General features: G+C 67.6%; 19 protein-coding genes and 2 pseudogenes. 14 read left to right on the forward strand and 7 right to left on the reverse strand.

All coding sequences use genetic code 11. From position 1 onward, the window contains the following. The 4 genes from H7I57_RS00020 to H7I57_RS00035 all read left to right on the forward strand — a co-directional run. Positions 1 to 937: ABC transporter substrate-binding protein (locus H7I57_RS00020; protein ID WP_264021154.1), on the forward strand; the 937-nt coding region annotated here is incomplete at its 5' end. Between the two features lie 24 nt (positions 938 to 961). Beyond that, complete coding sequence (locus H7I57_RS00025; protein ID WP_264021155.1) at positions 962 to 2380, forward strand: cytochrome P450; 1419 nt, start codon at positions 962 to 964, stop codon at positions 2378 to 2380. A 356-nt stretch (positions 2381 to 2736) separates the two neighbouring features. Continuing rightward, a complete protein-coding gene (locus H7I57_RS00030; protein WP_264021156.1) occupies positions 2737 to 3174 on the forward strand; it encodes a DUF5994 family protein in 438 nt (145 codons plus the stop codon). Between the two features lie 190 nt (positions 3175 to 3364). Continuing rightward, positions 3365 to 3568 carry a cold-shock protein gene (locus H7I57_RS00035; RefSeq protein ID WP_159235559.1) on the forward strand — a complete coding sequence of 68 codons (204 nt, stop codon included), beginning with the start codon at positions 3365 to 3367 and terminating at the stop codon, positions 3566 to 3568. Between the two features lie 235 nt (positions 3569 to 3803). Here the strand turns inward: H7I57_RS00035 and H7I57_RS00040 are convergent, their stop codons facing one another. Further along, positions 3804 to 3941: a hypothetical protein gene (locus tag H7I57_RS00040; protein WP_264021158.1), complete on the reverse strand. Its 138-nt coding sequence runs from the start codon at positions 3939 to 3941 to the stop codon at positions 3804 to 3806. Between the two features lie 283 nt (positions 3942 to 4224). On the opposite strand from H7I57_RS00040, the gene H7I57_RS00045 reads away from it, so the two are divergent. From H7I57_RS00045 to H7I57_RS00055, 3 genes are read left to right on the forward strand one after another with little or no spacing between them, the layout of a single operon-like run. Further along, complete coding sequence (locus tag H7I57_RS00045) at positions 4225 to 5337, forward strand: glycosyltransferase (RefSeq protein WP_264021159.1); 1113 nt, start codon at positions 4225 to 4227, stop codon at positions 5335 to 5337. Next, a complete protein-coding gene (locus H7I57_RS00050; protein WP_264021160.1) occupies positions 5334 to 6818 on the forward strand; it encodes a glycoside hydrolase family 130 protein in 1485 nt (494 codons plus the stop codon). The genes H7I57_RS00045 and H7I57_RS00050 overlap by 4 nt, the downstream gene beginning before the upstream one ends. Before the next feature lie 5 nt (positions 6819 to 6823). Further along, positions 6824 to 7627 (forward strand): transglutaminase-like domain-containing protein, encoded by an 804-nt coding sequence (locus H7I57_RS00055; protein WP_264021172.1) that lies wholly within the window; start codon positions 6824 to 6826, stop codon positions 7625 to 7627. Here the strand turns inward: H7I57_RS00055 and H7I57_RS00060 are convergent. Then, the gene (locus H7I57_RS00060) at positions 7620 to 8786 is read right to left on the reverse strand and encodes a N(5)-(carboxyethyl)ornithine synthase (RefSeq protein ID WP_264021161.1); all 1167 of its coding nucleotides are present in this window, start codon (positions 8784 to 8786) and stop codon (positions 7620 to 7622) included. The genes H7I57_RS00055 and H7I57_RS00060 overlap by 8 nt on opposite strands. A gap of 238 nt (positions 8787 to 9024) precedes the next feature. Between H7I57_RS00060 and H7I57_RS00065 the strand changes: the two genes are divergently transcribed. The 5 genes from H7I57_RS00065 (at position 9025) to H7I57_RS00085 (ending at position 12250) form a co-directional block, all read left to right on the forward strand. Continuing rightward, on the forward strand, positions 9025 to 10239 hold the full coding sequence (locus H7I57_RS00065; protein WP_264021162.1) for a fatty acid desaturase family protein: 1215 nt from the start codon (positions 9025 to 9027) through the stop codon (positions 10237 to 10239). Positions 10240 to 10353: 114 nt separating this feature from the next. Beyond that, positions 10354 to 10512 (forward strand): DUF6307 family protein, encoded by a 159-nt coding sequence (locus H7I57_RS00070; protein ID WP_264021163.1) that lies wholly within the window; start codon positions 10354 to 10356, stop codon positions 10510 to 10512. A 7-nt stretch (positions 10513 to 10519) separates the two neighbouring features. Further along, positions 10520 to 10717 (forward strand): hypothetical protein, encoded by a 198-nt coding sequence (locus H7I57_RS00075; protein ID WP_264021164.1) that lies wholly within the window; start codon positions 10520 to 10522, stop codon positions 10715 to 10717. Between the two features lie 34 nt (positions 10718 to 10751). After that, on the forward strand, positions 10752 to 11459 hold the full coding sequence (locus H7I57_RS00080) for a GAF and ANTAR domain-containing protein (RefSeq protein WP_264021175.1): 708 nt from the start codon (positions 10752 to 10754) through the stop codon (positions 11457 to 11459). Between the two features lie 32 nt (positions 11460 to 11491). Next, complete coding sequence (locus H7I57_RS00085; protein ID WP_264021166.1) at positions 11492 to 12250, forward strand: GAF and ANTAR domain-containing protein; 759 nt, start codon at positions 11492 to 11494, stop codon at positions 12248 to 12250. Here H7I57_RS00085 and H7I57_RS00090 read toward each other — a convergent pair. Both H7I57_RS00090 and H7I57_RS00095 read right to left on the reverse strand, forming a co-directional pair. After that, on the reverse strand, positions 12247 to 13047 hold the full coding sequence (locus tag H7I57_RS00090) for a GAF and ANTAR domain-containing protein (RefSeq protein ID WP_264021167.1): 801 nt from the start codon (positions 13045 to 13047) through the stop codon (positions 12247 to 12249). The genes H7I57_RS00085 and H7I57_RS00090 overlap by 4 nt on opposite strands. Before the next feature lie 46 nt (positions 13048 to 13093). Then, on the reverse strand, positions 13094 to 14728 hold the full coding sequence (locus tag H7I57_RS00095) for a fatty acyl-AMP ligase (protein ID WP_264021168.1): 1635 nt from the start codon (positions 14726 to 14728) through the stop codon (positions 13094 to 13096). 704 nt (positions 14729 to 15432) lie between these two features. Here H7I57_RS00095 and H7I57_RS00100 point away from each other — a divergent pair. Beyond that, positions 15433 to 17871: a S15 peptidase family protein gene (locus H7I57_RS00100; RefSeq protein WP_264021169.1), complete on the forward strand. Its 2439-nt coding sequence runs from the start codon at positions 15433 to 15435 to the stop codon at positions 17869 to 17871. Positions 17872 to 17938: 67 nt separating this feature from the next. On the opposite strand, the pseudogene H7I57_RS00105 reads toward H7I57_RS00100, so the two are convergent. The 3 genes and pseudogenes from H7I57_RS00105 to H7I57_RS00115 all read right to left on the reverse strand — a co-directional run bounded on the left by H7I57_RS00105 (position 17939) and on the right by H7I57_RS00115 (position 19660). Continuing rightward, positions 17939 to 18323, reverse strand: a pseudogene (locus tag H7I57_RS00105) (PIN domain-containing protein). Between the two features lie 97 nt (positions 18324 to 18420). Then, positions 18421 to 18573, reverse strand: a pseudogene (locus H7I57_RS00110) (type II toxin-antitoxin system VapB family antitoxin); the annotation flags it as partial. Positions 18574 to 18637: 64 nt separating this feature from the next. Next, positions 18638 to 19660 (reverse strand): DUF2293 domain-containing protein, encoded by a 1023-nt coding sequence (locus H7I57_RS00115; RefSeq protein WP_308204297.1) that lies wholly within the window; start codon positions 19658 to 19660, stop codon positions 18638 to 18640. 226 nt (positions 19661 to 19886) lie between these two features. Here H7I57_RS00115 and H7I57_RS00120 point away from each other — a divergent pair, with 226 nt between their 5' ends. Further along, positions 19887 to 20543, forward strand: coding sequence for a hypothetical protein (locus H7I57_RS00120; protein ID WP_264021171.1), 657 nt, complete (start codon positions 19887 to 19889; stop codon positions 20541 to 20543). Positions 20544 to 20631 lie beyond the last annotated feature (88 nt).

Genomic DNA, 20631 nt, shown 5'->3' on the forward strand with positions numbered 1-20631 from the left:
GGTCCGCCGGGACGGCAGCGGGTCGCGGCACGCGGCCCGCCCCAAACGCGCGCTGCCGACCAAGGCGCTCGCGGCCGGTGCCGCAGTGCTGGCCGCGACCGGGTTGTGGATGTGGGCGCCGTGGCGCGACGGTGACGACCGCGATCCGGCGGGCCTTCCGGAAGGGTCCGTCGAGTCGATCGCGGCGACGGTTCCCGCCGACATCCGCGACACGGGCCGGCTGGTCATCGGGGTCAACGTGCCCTATGCGCCCATGGAGTTCAAGAACGCCGACGGCCAGCTCGTCGGCTTCGACGTCGAGCTGATGAACGCGGTGTCCACTGTGCTCGGCCTGGTTCCGGACTACCGCGACACTCCCTTCGACACCATCCTGCCGGGGGTGCAGGACGGGACGTACCACGTCGGGATGTCCGCGGTCACCGACACCAGGGAGCGCGAGGCGTCTGCCGATTTCGTCACCTACTTCGAGGCGGGAACCCAGTGGGCGAAGCGCGCAGGAACCGCGGCCAACCCGAAGTCCCCGTGCGGCGTGAGAGTCGGTGTCGCACAAGGGACCTTGCAGGAGACCGAGGAACTGCCCCGCAAGAGCGACGAGTGCGTGGCCGCGGGTCAGGATCCGGTGGACATCGTGGTGTCGTTCAGCCAGGACGAGGTCACCGCGGCGTTGATCGACGGCGAGGTCGACGCGATGTCGGCGGATTCACCGGTGACGGGCTTCGCGATCAAGCTCAGCCGCGGCGATCTGGTGCCCGCCGGTGATGTGTTCGACTCCGCCCCGTACGGCTGGCCCGTGCGCAAAGGGTCGGAGTTGAGGGAATCGCTGCGGCTGGCGCTGGAGCACCTGATGGAGAGCGGCGAGTACCGCGCGATCGCGACGATGTGGGGCGTGGAGCGCGGGATGATCGAAAAGCCGGCGATCAACGGCGCCATCAGATAGGCGCTCTGCTCGTATCGTGGGGGTATGAGGACGGCCCAAGAGCTGACGTCCCTGCCTCCCGGTCCGCGGTTGCCACCGGCGGTCCAGGCCGCGCTGATGCTGCGGTTCGGGCCGCGTTACGTCGCGGCGTGCCGGCGCCGCTACGGTCCGGCGTTCACGCTTCGGGTCGCGTCGATGGGCACGCTGGTCTATCTCACCGACCCCGCCGACATCAAGACCGTGTTCGCCGGCGACCCGCGCATCTACCATGCCGGAGAAGCCAATTCGATGCTCATAGGGTTGCTCGGCGAGACCTCGGTGCTGGTGATCGACGACGACCTGCACCGCGATCGGCGACGGATGATGCTCGCGCCGTTCGCCCGCGACGCCGTCGCGCGCCAGGCCCCGCTGATCGCCGAGATCGCCGCCGACAACATCGCGGGGTGGCCCGTCGGCGAGACGTTTCCCGTCGCGCCCAAGATGTCGCAGATCACCCTCGAGGTGATCCTGAGGACCGTCATCGGCGCCAGTGACCCCGCCCGGCTGGCCGCGCTTCGGGAGGTGATGCCGCGGCTGCTCAGCGTGGGACCGTGGGAGACCCTGGCGATCGCGAACCCGAAGCTGATGGGACGTCGGCCGTGGCGGGCCGTGCGCGACGCGCGTGACGAGGCGGACCGCCTTCTCTACGCCGAGATCGCCGATCGGCGCGCCGACCCGGACCTCGCGCAGCGGACCGACGCGCTGGCGATGCTCATCCAGGCAGGCAGGGAGAACCCGGCCGACGGCCGCGAGATGACCGACCGGGAGCTGCGCGACCAGTTGATGACGTTGCTGGTGGCCGGCCACGACACGACCGCGACCGGGCTGTCGTGGGCGCTGGAGCGGCTGACACGGCATCCGGAAATCCTGGCCAGGGCGGTGCGGGCGGCGCGCGCCGGCGACGCTGCCGATACTGCTCCTCACGTGCGCGACGACGAGTATCTCGACGCGGTGATCAAGGAGACGCTGCGGATCCGGCCGGTGGTGTTCGACGTGGGGCGGATCCTCAAGGAACCCGTCGAGCTGGCCGGCCACCGGCTGCCCGCGGGGGTGATGGTGGTACCGGGCATGGTCGTGGTGCAGGCCAGCGACGAGTTCTATCCCCACGCGGCCCGGTTCGACCCGGAGCGCATGCTCGGCGCGACGCTGAGCCCGTCGACGTACCTGCCGTTCGGCGGCGGCAACCGCCGCTGCCTGGGTGCGACGTTCGCGATGGTCGAATCCCGGGTGGTGCTGCGCGAGATACTGCGCCGCGTCGAACTGGACACGACGGCCAGGCCGGGGGAGCGCAGGCGCCTCAAGCACGTCATCTTCGTGCCGCACCGCGGCGCACGGGTCCGTGTGCGGTCCAGGCGCGTCGTGCCGGCGGCGGTCGACCGGCAGGCGCCGTCATGCCCCGTTTCCGGGCCCCCGGCGGCGGGCTGAGCGGCGTTCGCCCGCTGCTGAGAAGCAGGGGGGTGTAGCCTGGGGGTAGGCCGAGTCGCACGAACAGTCGATTCCGACACGTTTTGAACGCAAATACTCGGCCCGCGATGCGATCCTCTTCGCTCGGACCACAGTGCGGGGTGTGTCCCCGTAGCACCCAAGGACTTGCTTATGGATTCGTCTGATCTGTTCTCACACCGTCAGGCGCCGGAGAAGGCCGTTTCGGGGAAGATCTCCCAAGAGCCTGTGCAGGCTCCCGTGTTCTCTGACCAGCCGAAAAAGACTTCCTCTGCCGATTCGCCATCCCCGTGAACGGGTTGGCGCGGTCCCGCCGCGCTTCACGACCCATCCGTGTCATGCTGTCCCCCCAACTGGGCAGTGAGATCGACGGCGCCTGGTGGCCGCACACCGCCTCGGTGGCATCGGAACTGCCGGAGTTGGTGGGTGCCCTGCACCGAGCCCTCGGTGAGATCGTCGACATCCGTATCAACTGGTCGGTGACCGAGGGGCAGCTCGACCTGGAGACCATCGCCACCGGTGCGCGGATGATGCGTGCCGGCGAACAGTATCGCCGCCCACGCCTGATGGTGGTCGTCGGCCGTGACGCAAGCGCGAAACTCCTTGTCGTACCGAGCATGACATCCCAGGCCCTCGGGTTGATGGTTCTGCGGACTGCCGCAGGGCTGCCCACCTCGGGTGGCACCGGGGACTCGCGGCTGTTCGAAACGGCCCGTGTGGTGATGCGTCTCGCAGAGGCCGAGAGTGCAAAGTGGTGTAACCCGATAACTTCGTAGGAGCGCTGAAATCGCCTGAGCAGCTGAAATATGTAGTGTATTACCGGTATTCGATGAATACCGGCGTTAAGTGCGTTGAGCCGCCGACGAAGTCGAGTGATTGCCGCTCAGAACAGCCCTGGTGGAACGTGCTAGCCTTATCAGGGATGTCTCTACTGGCATCCATTCAGAATGACGGAAGTTGAAGAGTATGGCACAGGGAACTGTGAAGTGGTTCAATGGCGACAAGGGCTTCGGCTTCATCGCCCCAGATGGCGGCGCAGAAGATGTGTTCGTTCACTACTCGGAAATCGGTGGTAGCGGATACCGCTCGCTCGAGGAAAACCAGCGCGTTCAGTTCGAGGTCGAACAGGGCGCCAAGGGACCCCAGGCGGTCGGAGTCACGGTCGTCTAAACAGACTTAAACCGTAATGTGGGCTGGTAGGTATTCCTACCAGCCCACATCTCGTTTGGCGTGCCGGACCCCGAGCCAATTCGGTGCTCCCTCAACGATTTTCGAACACCCACGCGGGCGTAGGACGAAGAGCGCCAGACGATGAATCCGACGTGGATTCACTGCTCGCCGGCGGTAAGCCCGACGAGCCAGCGAAAAGCTGAAATACGCTGTCGCCGTGGAGGAAAGCTGCGCGTCAGCGCTTCTTGTCCCAGACCGCAGACTCGACCGCCGAGGTCTTGGCCGCGGACTTGGCGTGCTTGACCGCGCGTTTCTCTTTCAGCGACTTCCCGGACTTCTTGGTCATGGCCTGCCGAGGAGATTTGTCAGACATTGTGAGCCCCTTGATTTGCGGGGGCCTGAGTGGTCCCGATGCCTCGACCATACCCCTCGAGCGCGGTCGGGGACGTCGCACGAGCAGATCTCAGGGTGTAACCTCGAACCTGTTGGGAACCCAGCCAGTCCGGCATGCGTCAGCCGTTCCCCGCTGAATTCGCCGAGCAACCCGCTCACTCCGGACGTGCCGGTAGCAACCGTCCGTCGGGATCGCCTTGAACGCAGTGCCAACCTTTGAAACCATACTTGCTCCCGTTGGGCGCCAACCCCTTTCCAAGACGATGAACTTCGGTGTCCTCAGCACCTACCCGCCGACGCCGTGCGGGTTGGCGAGGTTCAGCGCGGGCCTGTCTGCGGCGCTGAGCGGCCATGGATCCGGCGCTGACGTCGTGCGGGTGGCCGACGAGTTTCCGTCGTCGAGTCCGCGGGTCGTCGCTGAACTGGTCAACGGCTCGCCACAATCGGTTGCGGCATGCGCGGACTCGCTCAATCGGAGCGATGTGGCGCTGATCCAACACGAATACGGCATCTACGGCGGCGCCGACGGCGCCGAAGTGCTCGACATCATTGACGGACTGCAGATCCCGTCGATCGTCGTCGCCCACACGGTGGCGAAAGATCCCACGCCACACCAGCGTTGGTTGCTCGAGACGATCGTGGCCAAGGCGGGCCGGGTGGTCGTGATGTCCGAGGCCGCCCGGCAACGACTGTGCCTCAACTACGCCGTCGACAGCCGCAAGGTCGAGACGATCCCGCACGGAGCGACACTGCCGACCAGCCCGAGGGTCAAGCGCGGCAGCAGGCCCACCATCCTGACGTGGGGCCTGCTGGGACCCGGGAAGGGCATCGAGCGGGTCATCGACGCGATGGCCTCACTCCAGGACGTGCCGGGACGGCCGCGCTATGTGGTGGCAGGCAGGACGCACCCGAAGGTGCTCGCCGCCGAGGGTGAGGCGTACCGCGAGTCTCTCGTCGAGCGGGCGCGCCGCTGCGGGGTGGCGGATTCGGTGACCTTCGATCCGCAGTACCACGGTGCTGCGATGCTGAGCGCCCTCATCCAGTCGGCTTCGGTGATCGTGCTGCCCTACGACTCCACCGATCAGGTCACCTCCGGGGTGCTCGTCGATGCCGTCGCCAGCGGCAGGCCCGTCGTGGCCACCGCCTTCCCGCACGCCGTGGAGCTCCTCTGCGGAGGCGCGGGCCTGGTCATCGACCACGACGACCCGGACGCCATGCGCTCCGCGCTGCGTCGCGTCCTCACCCAGCCGCGCCTGTCCGGGGCGATGGCCGCCGAGGCCCGCGTCCTGGCGCCGGAGATGGCGTGGCCGGTCGTCGCCGCCGCCTACATCCGGCTCGCGCAGCGTCTGCTCGCCGAGCGTCAGACCTCGCCGTGACCTCCACCCTCGCCCGGCTCGTGACCCGAAGCCCGCAGCGGCTGGCCAATGACCCGTCGAGGGTCATCTCGCAGCTGTTCGTGCCCGGCCATGAGGGGTTCGAACACGCAGAGTCCCGCACAGGGGCCGTCCTCAAACGGATCCTCGCGCTCGACGAGGACGAGGTCCGCGCGACGTTGGACGACGTCGTCACCCGCTTCGACGGGCGCCACCGCGACCTCGCAGGCACCTTCGGCCGTCACGCCAGGGAACTGGCCGACCGTCTCGACGACGCTGCCCACCTGTCCCAGGAGCGGATGTTGCTGCTGGGCGCGACGTTCACCAGCGAGTACGCGATCGAGGGCGCCGCGCTGTGCAACCCGAGCATGGTGGCCCACCCGGACCAGTCGAATATCGCCGCGGGCTGTCTGAGATTCGTGATGAGCGTGCGGGGTATCGGGGAGGGCCACCGATCCTCGATCGGGTTCCGCACCGGCGTCGTCGACGCGTCCGGTGCCGTGACGATCGATCCCCGGAGTCCGTTCGCCACCGTCGGCTCGGTCGAGTCGACGCTGCTCGAAGCGCCGGTGTTGCGCAGCGAGATCGTCCGGCTCGGCGTCGGCGGTGAGTCCGCGGACTACGTACTCGACGCCCTCGGGGACCGGTTCACCCGGGCCGACCTCGACGAGCAACTCGACAAGCTGCACGCCCACCTGAGGACGCGCGGCCATGCGTTGGAGACGATCTCGCAGCTTCGGAGCATCGCCGAGCGCAGCTACGCCGTCGAATTCGCCGCCGACATCCCGCTGCCCGAGCGGGTGCTGTGGCCGACGACGAGCGCCGAGGAGGCGGGCATGGAGGATGCGCGCTTCGTGCGTTTCGTCCACGACGACGGGTCGGTCACGTTCTACGCCACCTACACGGCCTACAGCGGCTCCGACATCAGCCAGCAGCTGCTCGAGACCGCGGATTTCCGGTCCTTCACCTCCACGCCGCTGGTCGGCCGCGCCGCCGCCAACAAGGGCCTGGCCCTTTTCCCGCGCCGGATCGGCGGCCGGTTCGCTGCCATGAGCCGAAGTGATCGCGAGTCGAATTCGATTGCCTACTCGGATAATCCGTTCGTGTGGACGGACTCGGTGCCCTGCCAGCGGCCGGCGGAGGCCTGGGAGGCGCTGCAGCTCGGCAATTGCGGGCCGCCCATCGAAACCGAGGCAGGGTGGCTGGTGCTCACCCACGGGGTGGGCCCGATGCGGACCTACCGCATCGGTGCGATCCTGCTCGATCTGGAGGATCCGACCCGGATTCTCGGCAGGCTCCGGCAGCCGCTACTGAGTCCCGCCGCCGACGAACAGGACGGCTACGTCCCCAACGTCGTCTACTCCTGCGGAGCGCTGGTGCACGCCGGGACACTGGTGCTGCCGTACGGAATCGACGACTCGGCCATCGGTGTCGCGACGGTGTCGATGTCCGAACTGCTCGCCGCGCTCACGTCAGAGACCTGATGACGATGAAGCGGGTGGTGGGCGCCGAACTGGGGGTCGGCATCACCGCACCGTCGACGCTGGAGTTCCAGATCGCGATCGCGCCGCATCCCGGCACCGAGGTGTACGAGTCGCTGTCGTTCGTGCTGAACGGGAAACCGGTGCACGCCAAGGAGATCAGCGGCACCCACGGCAACCGCATCCACAAGCTGCACGCGCCGGTGGGCTATCTCGAGGTCGACTACTCCGCGACGATCATCGGCCAGACCGCCCCCGCTCCGGTCACCGACTACGACCAGTCGATGTACCTGCGGCCGAGCCGCTACGCCGAGGCCGACAAGTTCTACGGCTTCGCCGCCACCGAGTTCGGCGGCTACCTCGATTCGACGACGTTGCTGGAGAAGGTGTCCTCCTGGGTCGGCAACCGGCTGAGCTACGTGCCGGGCTCCAGCGACCCGATCGACGGCGCGGTGGACACGCTGCTGTCCGGCGCCGGGGTGTGCCGCGACTTCGCGCACCTCGCGGTGGCGATGCTGCGGGCGGTCAACGTGCCCGCCCGGGTGGTGTCGGTCTACGCGCCGGGCCTGTACCCGATGGACTTCCACGCGGTCGCCGAGGCTTTCGTCGAGGGAACATGGCGGGTCGTCGACGGCACCCTGCTGGCGCCGCGGCAGACCCTGGTGCGTATCGCCACCGGGCGTGACGCCGCCGACATCGCGTTCCTCGACAACCACAACGGTGCCATCACCCTGGACAAGATCCTGGTGACCGCCATCGTCGACGGCGACCTTCCCCGGGATGCGATCGACCAGCTGGTGTCGATCAGCTGACGCGCACCCGATGCGGATAGTCGTCGTCGCGCTGCTGAAACGACAGGATGGCCGGATTGAGCACGACACCGTCGCGGATCTCAATGGCCCTGGCGATGGTCGGGGTCTGCTGCCACGTCGGCGGTCCCCCCAGCAGGGATTCGAGGTGCGGCAACAAGGCCTCGCTGATCTCCCAGGTCGCCGAGTTCCACAGATAGGACGGGCTGTGGTCGACAGCGTAGTAGTGCACCCCGTTGGCCACTCCGACCATCGGCTCGGTGAACGTCGTCGGGTGCGCCCAGCTGAAGCCCATGCCGACGTCGCAGGACACGTCGATGATGAGGCTGCCCGCGCTGAACGCCGCCAGATCCTGCTCGGTCAGGAACACCAGCGGCGCCCCGGGATCCTGCAGGACGCAGTTGACGACGATGTCGTTGTCGGCCAGCAACTCGGCGACCGGCAGACGCCCGTCGGGGGTGTCGGCCCAGATGCTGCCCGGTGTGTCCGGTTCGGATCCCATCTGCACCATCTGGGTGGAGTGGATCGGCGAGGCGACGGCGGCGACGTCCCGGTTGGTCAGGACGCGCACGTCGTCGACGCCGTGGGCGTTCAGAGCGGTGACGGCGCCGCGGGCCGTCGCGCCGAACCCGATGACGGCGGCCCGCAGCCGGCGGCCGTAGCTGCCGGTGATCCCGGCGAGTGACATCGCGTGCAGGACGGAGCAGTACCCGGCCAACTCGTTGTTCTTGTGGAAGACGTGCAACCCGAACCCGCCGTCGGACTTCCAGTGGTTCATCGCCTCGAACGCGATCAGCGTGAGCCGCCGGTCGATGGCGATCTGGGTCAGGGCGCTGTCCTGGACGCAGTGCGGCCATCCCCAGATGACTTGCCCCACATTCATTTCCGCGAGGTCTTCGGACTGGACCTTGGGGAGCAGGATGACGTCGCAGTCGGCGATCAGCCGCTCGCGGGTCCCGATCCCGGCGACCAGACCGGCCAGGGCGTCGTCGGTGGTGCCGAACTGCGAGCCGTAACCGTGCTCGACGAACATCCTGGACCTCAGCTCGCCGTCGATCCTGCTGAAGTGCGCCGGATGGATCGGCAGCCTGCGCTCGTTCGGCTTGCGTGAGTGAGCGAGAATGCCCAGCGAAAGCTGTTGTGATTCAACGCTTCGTGTCATCGCCGGCCCCCTCGATCTCCAGGGCCTGTGTGGTCCCGTCGTTGTGACCCTACCTCTCGGGCAGGGCCCCGACCGGCCAGGGGACTCGCCGCGTTGACGCAACCTGGAGGCCTCACTAGGCTGGCGGGTACGCCGACGTGCTGCCGTCGTCTACCGAAGCGGCTGGTGGTCCGCAACACTGTGGGTTCCGCAAAGAGCCCTGAAGATCACCACCCGGACGGACCGACAAGGAACCGCATTGGCCATCGCCGACATCGCTGCGTACACGCATCTGAGCCAGGTGGACATCGAGGCCTTGGCCGACGAGCTGGACGCCATCCGCGCCGACATCGAGGATTCCCTCGGTGAGAGGGACGCGGCCTACATCCGGCGCACCATCCGCTTCCAGCGGGTGCTCGACGTCGCGGCGCGCCTGATCATCGGTTGCAGCCGGTCGCGTACCGGCTGGGTGGTGGGCACCGCGGCCCTGGCCTTCGCGAAGTCCGTCGAGAACATGGAGATCGGCCACAACGTCGGCCACGGTCAGTGGGACTGGATGAACGATCCGGAGATCCACTCGACCACGTGGGAGTGGGACATGGTCGGGGTCTCGTCGCAGTGGAGGTATTCGCACAACTACCGCCACCACGTGTTCAGCAACGTGGTCGACGTCGACGACGATCTGGGCTTCGGGGTGATCCGGATGACCCGCGACCAGCCGTGGAAACCCGAACACCTCGCACAGCCACTTCGTAACCTGTTGTTGGCCAGCATCTTCGAGTGGGGCATCGGCCTCCACGGCATCCACTCGGAGCGCGACCGACTGGCGCCCGACCGGGAGAAGGTCGTCGAGGCGAGGAAGGCATTCGCCGCCAAGATCGCCCGTCAGTCGCTCAAGGACTACGCGCTCGTCCCGGCCCTGTCCGGTTCACGCTGGCGCAGGACGTTGGCCGCGAACGCGGCGGCCAACGTGCTGCGCAACTTCTGGGCGTACGTGGTGATCTTCTGCGGGCACTTCCCCGATGGTGCCGAGAAGTTCACCGCCGACGTGCTCGAGAACGAGACCCGCGGCGAGTGGTACCTGCGACAGATGCTCGGTGCCGCCAACTTCAAAGCCGGTCCGCTGCTGGCATTCTCGAGCGGCAACCTGTGCTATCAGATCGAGCATCACCTGTTCCCCGACCTGCCGAGCAACCGCCTGGCGCAGATCGCGGTGCGGGTCCGGGAAGTGTGCGACAAGTACGACCTGCCCTACACCACCAGTTCGCTTGCACACCAGTACTTCCTGGTGCTGCGCACCATCCACAAGCTGGCACTGCCGGGTCGGTTCCTGGTGGCCACCAGTGACGACGCGCCGGAGACCGCCTCGGAGAGGAAGTTCGTTGCCGACGCGAGGCCGGTTGCGGTGCCGGGTCGGCCCAGAGTGGGGCTTCGTACCTCGTTGCGGGAGCGGGCCCGCGCACGCCGGCGGTGACGCCGGCGGTGACCCGCCGGTACCCACCCCGAAACGGTGTGGAGCAGCGTACGGTTGGTGGTATCGGGCAGCTCGGTTGCGAGCGAAGATGCCCGACAATAAAGGAAATTCAATATGGCGGCGCCAACACAGTTCCGATCCCCGTACGACCGACGTGTCGAACTGGTCAAGGACACCATCAGGGTTCATTCCAAGCTGGGCGACAAGGCCGCGGGTGACTTGGCCGTGCACGTTCTGCACGTTCTGAACTCGATTCCCGAGAAAGTGCGTTGAGCGTGCCATGACGGTGTCCGTGACACTGTCCGACGGTCGGACCGACGATTACATGCGGTTCGGCGACACCTTCGTCAAGCACGACGACGGCCGCCTCGACGTCGTCCGTAGCGGCGCGCGGCAGCCGTTCAGTTACGCCGCGGGTGAGTGGACCGACGTCGAAGGCGACGAAAAGCGATGGAAGAAGCGTCGATTGTGGGGCTGATCGGGCACCGGAAACCGAACCGAGTCGGTTGAGTGTGGCGGTCCGGGAGCAGCTTCTGGCAGCGGTCGACGGCCGGCGCGGCGCTGACGCCGCCGATCGGCTCTGTGAGGCGTGCGTGACGCTCCTCGACGTCGACGCGGCGGCGATCTCGGTGGTCTTCGACGGCACCACGACCGGAACGCTGGGCTCCAGCGGTGAGCACGCGCGCGCGTATGACGAGCTGCAGTTCACGCTGGGTGAGGGTCCGTGCCTGGAGTCGGTCACGCTGCGCGAACCGGTCCTGGTGACGGATCTGGCCGATCCGCAGGATCGGCGCTGGACCGTCTACGGCCCCGCCATGATGGAACTGCGGATTCGAGGGGTGTACGCGATGCCCGTCGTCGTCGCCGGTGAATACGTCGGCGCCCTCGATCTCTTCCGCGTGCTGCCCGGCCGCCTGGCCGGCGCCCAGCTCTCGGGTGCGATCGTCGCCGCCGAGCTCGCCGGGATCCCGCTTCTGGATCTTCTCGACGGCGATCTGCACGCCGCCGTCACCGAACCCGGCAGCAACGCCTGGACCGAGCTGAACGCGTTGTCGCGCATCGAGGTCAGCCAGGCCACCGGCATGCTCGTCGCTCAGCTCGGGATCGAGCCCGCCGAGGCCCTTGTCCGGCTGCGCGCACACGCCTATGCGACCGGGCGTGCCGCCACCGAGGTTGCCCACGACATCCTCGAGCGCCGGCTGAGGCTCGATGGCGACTGATTCGGGTACCCAGAACGAGGATGGAGGGCAACATGACAGAACTCCCGCGTGAAACACGTGTGCTCGACGCGGTGGTGTCCCTCGTCGACAGCCTGCTCGTCGACTTCGACGTGGTGGACCTGCTGACCGAACTCACCGAACGCAGCGCGCAGCTACTCGACGTCGACGCTGCCGGCTTCCTGCTCGCCGACCCGTTCGACCAACTGCGGCTGCTGGCGGCGACCACCGAGCAGGCCCGCGACATCGAGCTGTTCGAGCTGCAGGCCGAGCAGGGCCCGTGCGTAGAGTGTTACGCGACCGGCCAACCCGTCTCGGTCGAGGATCTCGGAGCCGAGGAAGCACGGTGGCCCCGGTTCGTGCCCGCAGCGACGGCGGCCGGCTTCGCGTCGGTGCACGCCGTCCCGATGCGCGCGGCCGGCGTCGTGTTGGGCGCGCTCGGGCTTTTCGGCACCAGCACCGGTGAACTCAACAAGGCGGATCTCCTCGTCGCCCAGACCCTCGCGCACATCGCGAGCGTGGCCATTCTGCAGGGGCAGGCGCCCAGTCCGTCCACCGTCCTGCCGCAGCTGCGGTCGGCACTGGCCAGCCGCGTCATCGTGGAGCAGGCGAAGGGGTTCCTACGCGAATTCCTGGATGTGTCGGTGGAGGACGCCTTCACGCTGATGCGTTCGTATTCGCACGCCAACGGGGAACACCTCACCGATGTCGCCCGCCGGTTGATGACCGACCGGCATGCTCGTCCGGTGCTCATCGCCGCGATCTCCGAATTCGCCACGCCCCGAACGTATTAGGGGCGATGCCTGGCCTTGGCGCGCCGAACTGCCTCGTCTACCAGCCGCTCCGCGACGACCACGAGTTTGACGTTGTCGGCTTGACTCATCCGTTTCAGCCGGTCGATTGCCTCGTCGCCGGTAACGCCGGAACGGCTACGGATGATCCCGATCGCCTGATCGATCACGGCGCGGCTGCCCAACGCCCGTTGCAGGTGTTCGGTGCGGTCCCGCGCGCTGGCCAGCACTTGTGCGTTGTGCACCGACACCGCTGCGGACCCGGCGAACTGGGAACCCAGCTCCACGGCGTGCTCGCCGAACGCGTCGCGGGTGCGGGCGTAGGTGTTGATCGCTCCGATTACCTGCTCGCCCACGATCAGCGGTAGTGACAAGGCGGAGTGCACCCCCATCCGGGCCACCCGTCCGCCGAAATGGGGCCAGCGGTCGTCGCTGCCCAGGGAACCGCTGACGACGGCCCGACCCGTCTGCATGCACGTGATGCAAGGCCCCTCGTGCAACTGCTCGTATTGCGCACTGTCGATCTTGTTGACGAACTCGGCAGTGGCGGCGAAGGTCTGGAGATGGGGCGTGACGTGTTCGGGCTGCAACAGGGCGACGCCCGCACCGTCGACACCCGGGATGGCGCGTACGGCGAACTCCGCGACCTCGGTGGCCAGATCGGCCACCCCGCGGGCGTCGGCCACCAGCCCGGTCACTCCTCGGAGGCCGGCGAACAGATCGAATTCGTCGGCTTCTCGTTGTGCGGTCGACAGATCTTCTAGCGGGGCCCGACCGGGCTGCGCGTCGTACTCAGCCATCGTGGTTGTACGGTACCCGCCCAGGGTCGCGCTGAAGCGTATCCGGTCAGCTCACCAGGGACAGCGCGTGCGCGCGGCGCAACTTGCCCGACGGCGTCTTGGGGATGATGCCCGGCGCGAGCACCACCACGTTGCGGGGCCGCACGTCGACCTCGGCGAACACCTCGTGGGCGACTTGCCGCTCGAGGCGGCGCACCCGGGCCTCGTCGGCGAAGTCCTTGCACTCCACGGCCACCGCGAACGTCTCGCGGGATCGGCCCGCGTCCAGCCGCACCGCCACCGCACACCCCGGCCGCACCCCGTCCACCCGGCTGGCGGCCCGTTCGATGTCGGTCGGATAGATGTTGCGGCCCGCCATGATGATCACGTCCTTGAGGCGGCCGCACACCACGACGTCTCCGGTTTCGGTGAGGTAGCCCAAATCGCCGGTGTCGTACCAGCCGCGCTCGTTCTGCGCGGCGATGAACCCGCCCACCGTCGTGTAGCCCCTGGTCACCGGCTCGCCGCGCACCTCGATCACGCCGACGCCGCGGGCGGGCAGCTCGGCGCCGTCTTCGTCGACGACACGCAGCTCCAGGCCGTGCAGCGGCCGTCCGAGCGACACGAGCCGCCGGGTGTGTCCCTTGGTCGCGGGTACCGCGCGGTGCAGGACTGCGAGCAGGTCGGCGTCCACCTCGTCGACGACCATGCCGCCGCCGCACTTGGAGAACGACACCGCCACCGTGGTTTCTGCCATGCCGTAGGCGGGGACGATCGCCTCGGGCTTGAGGCCGAACGGGGCGCCGGCTTCGCAGAGGTCCTCGACGTCGAGCGGGTCCACCTGCTCGGCGCCCGAGAGCGCCCACCGCAGCGAGGACAGGTCGAACTCCCCGGCGGTCGCCTGGCGGCGCAGGCGTTTGGCCAGCAGGTTGTAGGCGAAGTTCGGGGCGGCGGTCATGGTGCCCCGGTACTTGTCGATCAGCTTGGGCCACAACAGGATATCGCCGAGGAAGTCCATCGGCGTGACCTTCACCAGCTCGGCGCCGTAGTACATCGGCACCGTCAGGTATCCCGTCATGCCCATGTCATGGAAGCAGGGCAACCAGCTGACGATGACGTCGGTGTCGATGTCGAAGTCGCAGCCGGCGGTCATCGCGTCGGCGTTGGCGACGATGTTGGCGTGGGAGATCTGCACGGCCTTGGGCGACCCGGTGGAGCCGCTCGTCAACTGCATCAGCGCGACCGCGTCGTCGTCGGTGTCGACGGGCTCGATCGGATCGCTCGCGAGGAGCTCCTCGATGGTCAGCACGGTCATGCCCAGTTGGCTGAGCACCGGCGCGGCGGCCATGAAGGGGTCGGAGATGACGACGGCTCTGGCAGCGATCATGTCGATGACGGCGGTGGTCTCCTCGGCCCAGCGCACCAGGTCGGTGCGGGGCGTGGGCTGGTGCACCATGGTGGCGCTGGCGCCGCGCATCCAGATGCCCTGCGCGGTCGGCGCGATCTCGACCGGCGCACCGGCGAGCACGGCCACCGCATCGCCGGGTCCGATGCCCGCCGCGGCCAGTCCGCCCGCGACGCGGCGGGCGCGTTCGTGCACCTCGGCCCACGATTGGCGGACGGGTGCATGTGGTTCACCGGTGATGAACCCTCTGGTGCTGCGCCGGGCGTTCTCGTACATGGTTTCGGTAAATCGGCTCAATTGAAGCCCCTATCGCATCGGCGCAGAGACGCCAGTGATCTGTACCCGCGGCCTGGCACTCAGGTGCTGGTCGGCCGGGTATTGCGCTAGCCGCTGAAGTTCGACAGATGTCGGCCCGGCAGGGGCCGCTGAATTGCGGGACCTCCTCAGGTCAACCTCAGACGGTCCCCGAACCGGGTCGGATCGGGGGTCGCGACATGTCAGACGCACTGACTGTACCGACACATTCGCCGAAGTCCCGCCAACCGCGTCCGATGAGACATGGATCGTGACCACTCGTAGAACTTTTCGACACCTAGATCCCCCAAGGTGTGAACACTCCCGTTGACGCCGGCTGACGTCGAGGCCCGGGCCTTGTCGGCGGGGATTTCGATCGCCACCGTGACGTTTCCGTGAGGCTGCAGGGTCAACCCGCGTAGACCCTAGCGTGTGCGCTCTCGGCTTGCGCAATTTGCGCGGCCGGTGTGACCGGATGGTGCCGCGGCGAGGTGGGGCACGCCGAGTATCTCGGGACATACATGCCTTGCCGAGAAGTGAGATCGGATGCGATATCACGTCTGCATGCGGCGGGCACGGGTATGGATCAGCGCCGAGCACGCCGATTCCTCACGGATTCCGTGGCTGATCCCGCGCCGATCTGACTCATCGGTAAGAAATGCCGAAAGGCGCCCGTGAGGCCGTTCGGACACGGTAGGCATCTATGCATGGGTGCGGCGTCATACGTGGGTCGGGTCGGCGGGTTGGCAGTCGCACTGGGGATCGGTGCTGCGGTACTGGCGGGAGCGGGGGTGGCCGCGGCCGACGACACCGGGTCCGCGTCGGGTGCGAGTACCTCGTCGTCTTCGTCGGAGTCCACCTCGTCCTCGGCAGAATCGACGCCGTCCTCGACGGAGTCGACCGCATCCGACACCGACGTCGAGCCTGGAGCCGACGACGAGACCGTTCCCGACGACGTTCCCGACGACGAGGCCGACCCTGAAGAGGACGTCGCCGAGGCTCCCGACGAAGACGCTCCCGACGATGACGCTCCCGAAGACGACGTCGCCGAGGACACCGTGGAGCGGGACCGCGACGCCCCGGCCGGGGAACCGGCCGCCGAGGTCGTGGTCGAGGCCGAGCAAGAGCCGGCCGTCGAAGACCTGACCGAAGCGCCGGTCGAGGAAGCGCCGGACGAGACCGAGGCGCCGGCCGCCGAGCAGCAGCCCGTCGTCGTCGAGCCCCCCGCCGAGGTGGAGCCGATCGCCGAGGAGCCGGAGGCTGCCGACGAGCCCGCCGAAACCGTGACAGCCGAGGTCGCCGCCGTCACCGCTGCAGACGCCGCGAACGAGACCGAGGATCCCGCGCTCCCGGCGCTGGCGTCGCTGGTGATGTCGTGGGTGACCGCCGGCCGGGACCTCACCGACGAGCCCGTGACGCCGGCGGCCGACGAGGTGACCACCAGCCTGGCCGCCGCGGACGCGGCATACCCGATCCCCACCGGCGTCGAGGTCATCGAGTGGACGCCGCCGCTGGGGTGGCTGCAGAACGTCCCGGTTCTGGGGCCGGTGGTGTTCACCCCGATCGTCGGTCTCCTGCATGTCATCCCGCTCGTGGGCGACTTCCTGCATCCGTTGATCGGTTTCGTGATCGACCACCGGGCGCCGGCGGGCACCCCGCGGCCGCGCAGCTTCATCGTGAAGTCGTTCGACGGGACCAGGATCTTCGTCAACTTCATGCCCGCAGAGGGGCTGGAGGCGGGGGAGCAGGCGCCGACGGTGCTGTCCGGTTCGGGCCTGGGCCTTCCGGGCTCGACGACGCTGGAGTTGAACGTCGACAGCTTCCTCCCCAACGACGTGATCGGCATCGGTGCGCTGCGCGAGGCCGGCTACAACGTCGTCACCTGGGATCCGCGCGGTGAGTGGCGCTCGGGTGGCCGGATGCAGTTGCAGTCACCGGATTTCGAGGGCCGCGACGTCTCCCACATCATCAGTCACCTGGCCACGCTGTCCGAGGTCGAGCTCGACGGCGTGAACGACCCGAAGCTCGGTATGGTGGGTGCGTCCTACGGCGGTGGCATCCAATTGGCCACGGCCGCAATCGATCACCGGATCGACGCGATCGTGCCGACGATCGCGTGGAACAGCCTGACCGACGTGCTGTTCCCCGACGAGGCGGTGCGCAGCGGGTGGGGCACGCTGCTGAGCTCGGTGCTGGTGCTGACCCTGTCGCGGCCCAATCCACGGATCCTGCCCGCGGCGATCGTTGCCATCATCACCGGATACACGTCGCAGTCGGACATCGACCTGCTCGACGATCGCGGCTACGCCGACCAGATCGGCGACATCACCGCCCCGACGCTGCTCATCCAGGGCACGGTGGACACGTTGTTCACGCTGGCGCAGGCCGATCTCAACGCGAAGGCGCTCATCGAGGCGGGGACCACGACAAAGGTGCTGTGGTACTGCGGAGGTCACGGCGCCTGCCTGAGTAGCCACAATGACGGCGACGTGGTCATCGGGCGGACGCTGGACTGGCTGGACCGCTACGTCAAGGGCGAGAACGTCGACACCGGAGCACAATTCGAGTGGGTCGACCAGAACGGCGATCTGTTCTCGTCAGACACCTACCCGGTGGTGCAGGGGGAATCGGTGGCGGCGAGTCGCTCCGACGACAAGTCGATTCTGGTCTTCCCGTTCATCGGCGGGTCGGGGCCCAACCCGTTGGTCATCACCAGGGGACCGATCGCGGCGCTGCTCGGGTTGCCGTCGGCGGCGCCGGCTCTCAACGCGGTGAACCTGCAGGTCCCCGACGCCACGGAGACGACACACATCGTGGGCGCGCCGGAGTTGACGCTGACCTATTCGGGCACCGGCACCGCCAAGCACGTGTACGCGCAGATCGTCGACGACGAGACGCATCTGGTGCTGGGCAACCTGGCCACCCCGATTCCCGTTGAGCTGGACGGGGATACGCACACGGTCACGGTCTCGCTGGAGCAGGTGGCGCACACGCTGCAGCCGGGTCAGTCGGTGACGGTGCAGATCGTGACGTCGACGTTCAACTTCCTGAACTTCTACTCCTACGGGGCCATCACGGTCGACGAGATGTCGGTGAAGTTGCCGACGCTGGCCGCCGCCGAGGTCGCTCAGACCGTCGCTGCCTAGCTCGCCGGAACGTTCAGACTGCGCTGGCGGTTAAGCCCACTCGCACGTTTTCGCCGTAGGCGCAGTGTCAACGCCCGGCCTGCACGACGCGGCGCACGCTGACGTCGGCGAGATGGCGTTCGGCAAGTTCGTAGTCACCGTCGTCATGGAGCACCACCAAGCCCCTGGCTGCCGCGGTCCCACAGATCAAGAGGTCGACGACCGACAGTGCCCGTGTCGCGCTCACCACCGCGAGACGTCGCTGCGCCGAATCGATCCACCGCCAAATCGATTTCGGCACGGAGACATCAGGGTAAACATCACTGAACATCTGATTCATCTGATCGAACTCGTCGTCATTGCGCGCTGAACGTCGGAACTCGGCCCGCTGCGGTTCACACGACCCCACGGCTCCGCCGGCAAGCGGGGCGCTCCACATCTCGGTGAGTTCCGGGTGTCGCTGCAGGCGCCAGACTGCGGAGGAATCGACCAGGAATTGGATCAACTTCCGAGAGCCTTCTCATCTGCCCGCGCGGCGAGCCAGCCCTCGTAGTCCCAATTCTTGGCGTGGTCGCGGGAACGTGCCAGCGCCTCGACCCGGCGGAAGCGTTCCACGTAGTCACGCATGGCGAGGTTGACGGCTTCTTTCTTGGTGTGCACGCCGGCTATCCGCATGACCTCGGCCAGCGCTTGGTCGTCTAGATCGATCTGGGTTACCGACATGACAATTCCCTGGATGTTGATGATATTGGTGATCAGCATACATCGCCAACATCGAGGGTGAGGGTCACGTATCGAGGAGGGTCACGCCGTCGCGCCACGTGTCAAGAATGTCGCCCACGAGGTGGCGCACCCGGTGTCGGGCATCGTCGCGATCGACGCCGGACATGAGCAGGTCGTCGTAGTCGGTGTCGACGTGTCGCACCGAGGCAGCCACGGCGAGGCGGACGGCGTCGGGGTCCAGCGCGCGGCCTGCGGCGCTGCGTCCGACGCGGCCGCTACCGCGCAGGGCGGCGTGGTAGGCGATGGCGTCGGCGCGTGCCGGTGGACAGCCGGGAAACTGTCTGCGGATCGCGGCGGCGAAGTCCTCGCGGAACTCCTCGTCGATGGCGGCGCGGCGGATCTGGTCGCGCGAGCGGCGCACTGCGCGGGCGTCGGCGTCCTCGAGGCACTGCTGTGCGGCTTGTTCGATGGCGTCGTTCTCTGCCAGGATGCCTTGGCGTTCATAGCGTTTGCGTCTGGTGCTCCAGCGGACGACGACGGCGGACAGGCGGCTGGCCCTTCTGGCGCGGCGGGTGAGGGCGGCGTCGCCGGAGGGCAGGAAGACCAGATGGCCGAGGTCGGCGCAGTCGAGGCAGAGGGTGCCGTTGTTCGTCTTGACGAGCAGATCGCCGGTTTCGTCGCAGCCGGTGCAGATCCAGTCGTTGTGGGGTGACACCACGATGAGTTCGCGGGGACGCTGCGGTAGTTCGGGTGGGGGGTGCTCCGCGGCTGCCCAGCGGGTTCGGAAAGCCTGTTCGGTCGCAGGGTCGCCGCCGGCGGTGAACGCGAGGTCGCCGTAGTCGGTGTCCCACGGCCGCAGGCCGCGGTCCTGGGCCCAGCTGCGTAGGGCGTCGAGGGCGGCGGAGATTTTGGCGGCGTCGACGCTGAAGCAGAGGTCGAGGGAGGCGACCCGGCCCCGCTGCCAGTTCTCGACGTTGGCCTGGGCGAGCCAGCCCAGCCCGACCAGGACGTCGATGGGCGTGATGAACTGCTGATCGGCCAGCGTGGCCTCAGCGATGCGTGCGACGCGAATCTCCATGCGTGCCATGGCAGGTCCGATGATACCGCTGCCTGACAACAGGTCGTCCAGATTGCGCTGGCGGCGACGCCCACTCGCACTTTCTCGCCGTGGGTGCAGTGTGAAATGGCGCTTAGAGGTGTCTCGGGCATCGCAGATAATGTCTGTTGTGTTGCCGTCGCGAACAACGCTGGAGTCTTGGAGGCCCGACACGTTGTCGACGTCGTCGGCTCCGGTGCAATCGGGTGGTGAGTCCGTGGGTAGCGCTGTCTCGGGAATCGACAATGCGTGTGAGCGTCTGCCTGCGGTGCAGGCATGGTCGGGGCGGGCGCACGATGCCGCCGGGGAGATGTTCGGCCGAGCGGATGCGGCCGCCCAACGGTTTTCCGAGTATGCAAGTGCCGTGGCGGCAGCGCTGAGCGGTGGTGCCGAGTCCATCGGAAGCGCGCGCACGATTCTGCTGGCCAAGGCCGACGAACTCGACGCCGGCCCGCTCAACGTGACCGACCAGTGGGTGGTGCTGATCGATCCGGCGTACATGTCGGAAGAGCAGGTGGCCAACCTGCAGGCGTTGGCGCTCGAGGAGCAGGGTGCGGTCAACGCAATGCTGGTGGCTGTCGGTGAGGCCGACGAGGCGACGGCGAATGCGGTCCTCGCGGCCGGTAACAAGTTCGGATTCGTCCAGGAGACGGGGTCCGAGGCCGGCCTCACCGGCCTCACCGGCCTCCTGGTGCCCGTGGTGCAGCGGCCCGGCGACGAGGTCCTCGACCCGCGATCGCCGGTCGGCATGATGGCGCAGGAGGCGGTCCGGTCCGCCGATGAAGCGCAGAACATCCGGGAAGTCATCGAGTCGACGGATGAGTACGGCAACGAGGTGACGACGGCAATCAAGCAGGACGGCAGTAAGCCTTGATTCACCGATCGACCCTCGGCGTGGGGGCGAATTCGGTTGTGCGCTTTGGAGTCGGGGTGGGCCGTTGTGCGGGATCAGATGATGGCCC

Source organism: Mycolicibacterium pyrenivorans, from assembly GCF_025821625.1.
Lineage (GTDB): Bacteria > Actinomycetota > Actinomycetes > Mycobacteriales > Mycobacteriaceae > Mycobacterium > Mycobacterium pyrenivorans.